The 2,011-nt window shown below is 67.9% G+C and carries 4 protein-coding genes; 3 read left to right on the top strand and 1 reads right to left on the bottom strand.

Annotated features, from left to right (window positions below; translation table 11 throughout):
* Nucleotides 1-287 (bottom strand): GntR family transcriptional regulator (locus DBR23_RS30730; protein WP_233250467.1); only part of this gene is annotated, 287 nt, incomplete at its 3' end.
* Nucleotides 288-362: 75 nt separating this feature from the next.
* On the opposite strand from DBR23_RS30730, the gene phnG reads away from it, so the two are divergent.
* The 3 genes from phnG to DBR23_RS14665 all read left to right on the top strand — a co-directional run.
* Complete coding sequence (gene phnG, locus DBR23_RS14675) at nucleotides 363-875, top strand: phosphonate C-P lyase system protein PhnG (protein WP_108498743.1); 513 nt, start codon at nucleotides 363-365, stop codon at nucleotides 873-875.
* A complete protein-coding gene (gene phnH, locus DBR23_RS14670) occupies nucleotides 872-1,513 on the top strand; it encodes a phosphonate C-P lyase system protein PhnH (protein WP_108498742.1) in 642 nt (213 codons plus the stop codon). Before phnG ends, phnH begins: the two co-directional genes overlap by 4 nt.
* A gap of 2 nt (nucleotides 1,514-1,515) precedes the next feature.
* Nucleotides 1,516-2,011: carbon-phosphorus lyase complex subunit PhnI (locus DBR23_RS14665; RefSeq protein WP_146191345.1), on the top strand; the 496-nt coding region annotated here is incomplete at its 3' end.

Genomic DNA, 2,011 nt, shown 5'->3' with positions numbered 1-2,011 from the left:
TCCACCGCAAAGTCTTCCACATAGGTGCCGCTGCCCTGCGTGATGCGCACCAGCCCCTGGCTGCACAGGCTGGCGAGCGAACGGCGGATGGTGTGGTGGTTCACGCCGAACTGCTCGGCCAGCGCGTGCTCCGAGGGCAGTCGCTGGCCCGGCGGATAAACGCCGCTGCCGATGGCCTCGGCCAGCTCGGTGGCTATGCGCGTCCAGAAGCTGTCGCGCGCAGGGCGCAGTGGTGGTGCTTGCGGGACCTGTAGCGGGGTCGTGAGAGAGGTGGTGCTGGCTGTCATGAAACCTACATGCGCGCTCTTTAAGCTGGCGCCAGTTGTTCAATTTGTCTATACAACTTTCAGGGTACCACTTCCATGTTTCAAGCCTTTGACAACCCGGGGCCGGGCCGCCCCCTGGGCCGCGCGCAGTGGATGGCGCTGCTGGCCCGGGCGCCGCTGGGGCTGCTCGAATCTGCGTTGCACGAGCAAGCCACGCGCCCCGCGCGCTGGCTGCGTGCACCAGAGACCGGCCTGATGATGGTGCAGGGCCGCGCCGGTGGCACGGGCGAGCGCTTCAACCTGGGCGAGGTCACCGTCACCCGCTGCGCGCTGCGCGTGGCCGACGCATCTAACGCTGCCGAGGCCACTGTGGGCGTGGCCTACGTGCTGGGCCGGTCGCACCGCCAGGTGCAGCTGGCGGCCCTGGCCGATGCGCTACTGCAAGACCCTGTTCAGCAACCGGTGCTGGACGCACAACTGCTCGAACCCATCCGCAACCACCTGCGCAATACGCAGGCCGAGCGCCAGGCGCGGGCTGCCAGCACCAAGGTGAACTTCTTTACCGTGGCGCGCGAGAGCGATGCCGACAACGACGAGGACACCGAATGAGCACGACCCCCTTGGCATCGCTGGGTGCCGGATTCTCGAATGAAGCCTTTGGCAGCCAGGCGGTGTTCCGCGCGGTGCTGCAGGCGCTGTCGCACCCCGGCCGCACGGTGGCGGTAGAACACGACGCCCAGACGCTCGCCGTGGGGCATGCCGCATCGGCTGCCGTGCTGCTGGCGCTGCTCGACAGCGACTGCACCTTGTGGCTCTCGCCCAAGCTGGCAGCCAGTGATGCCGGTGCCTGGCTGCGCTTTCACACAGGCTGCACCTTGGTGACCGATCCGGTGCAGGCCCGCTTTGTGTGGGTGGCGCAGGGCGACGAATGGCCAGCGCTTGGCAGCCTGGCCTTGGGCACCGACGTCTACCCGGACCAATCGGCCACCTGCGTGGTCGATGTACCGCGCGCCACCGCCACCACGGCGGACGCCATCAATGCGTGGCAATTGCGCGGTCCGGGAATTCAGGAGATGGCGGCCTTGCAGGTGGACGGCTTGCCCGACGACTTCGAGACCCAGTGGGCGGCCAATCACGCAATGTTCCCGCGCGGTGTGGACTTGTTGCTGGGCACCCCAGACCACATCGTGGGTCTGCCACGGACCACGCGGGCAACACGCGGTGCCACTGCCCTTCAGGAGGCCTGAGCATGTACGTAGCCGTCAAAGGCGGAGAAGCCGCCATTCTCAACAGCTACCAGCTGCTGGCCCGCCAGCGCCGGGGCGATGCCGCACAGCCCGAACTCTCGGTGACGCAGATCCGCCAGCAGCTCAAGCTGGCCGTGGACCGGGTGATGACCGAGGGCTCTGTGTACGACCCCGAACTGGCGGCCCTTGCCATCAAGCAGGCTGCAGGCGACCTCGTGGAAGCCATCTTTTTGCTGCGCGCCTACCGCGCCACGCTGCCGCGCCTAGGCACCACCTGCCCGCTGGACACCAGCCGCATGGCGCTGGACCGGCGCATCTCCGCCACCTTCAAGGACCTGCCCGGCGGGCAGATGCTGGGTCCCACCTACGACTACACGCAGCGCCTGCTCGATTTCAAGCTGCTGGCCGAAGGCACGGTGGCGCCGCCTGCCGCTGCGGCAGCTGCGGTGCCACCCGGCCCCACGCCGCGCGTAGTGGACCTGCTCAACCAGGAAGGCT

Origin of the sequence: Acidovorax sp. HMWF018, assembly GCF_003061035.1 — a bacterium.
Taxonomy (GTDB): domain Bacteria; phylum Pseudomonadota; class Gammaproteobacteria; order Burkholderiales; family Burkholderiaceae_C; genus Acidovorax; species Acidovorax delafieldii.
Note: the sequence above shows the minus strand (reverse complement) of the source record. Positions and strands in the feature narration are given on the sequence as shown.

Bases quoted from the DNA above. Each gene is read 5' to 3' on its own strand.
- phnH (WP_108498742.1), top strand. From the start codon at position 872: ATGAGCACGACCCCCTTGGCATCGCTGGGTGCCGGATTCTCGAATGAA.
- phnG (WP_108498743.1), top strand. From the start codon at position 363: ATGTTTCAAGCCTTTGACAACCCGGGGCCGGGCCGCCCCCTGGGCCGC.